Consider the following 770-nt stretch of genomic DNA (forward strand, 5'->3'; position numbering starts at 1 on the left):
TCATCCTTACCGCGAACATCCAATCGCTTCGTCAGGTCCGCATTCTGTATGATGTCCGAAACCTCAACCTGAAAACGCCCTAGAGACTCAAGGGGCCGAGCCAGCATCCTCACCACTACATAGGCAACTAACAACACAATCAACAAGGCCCCAAGTAAAACCTGAATCGATATGCCGACAATTTCCTCTCGCAGTCTTAGGCCTGGGGCAAAGGCCTCAGCCTCATCAATCTCGCTCATAATCACCCAATTCAAGCCCTCTATCGCAAGCGGCGCATAAGCGGAAAGTACGGGTACTTTTCTATAATCTTCAAAAATTGCGAAAGCAGACTCACCCGACAATGCCTGCTCAACGCCTGGAGTATTGACTGACTGAAGCCCAATACTAGTCCCTTTTGCTGCAATCTCATCGATCACACCGCTACGTTCACCTGCGGTTTGCAGCACAGCCAAGTAGCCCTCTTTATCTTCAATTAAGAATCGGCTCATGCTGCGCATTTTCTTATCTTGTCCGACTAGGTACGTCTCTCCAGATTCACCTAAACCGCTGTCTACCCATTTTTCGTTATGCGTCATGATCGTATTGATCGTATCAATAGGCATCTGAAAAATAAGTACTCCCGTCATTTCACCTTCATCGTAAATCGGCGATGCAATAAATGCCGCTGGATCTTGGTAGGAAGGTAAGTAGGGATGAAAATCATCGATAAAAGTCAGATCCGGAGCATCTGCCTTTACCGCCTGTTTGAAAACACGCGCAATGCCGGAATC

At 47.5% G+C, this 770-nt stretch carries 1 pseudogene; it reads right to left on the reverse strand.

The window, feature by feature from the left end:
- Positions 1–770: pseudogene (locus A3751_RS22570) on the reverse strand (cache domain-containing protein); the annotation flags it as partial.

It is taken from the genome of Oleiphilus sp. HI0080, assembly GCF_001635135.1.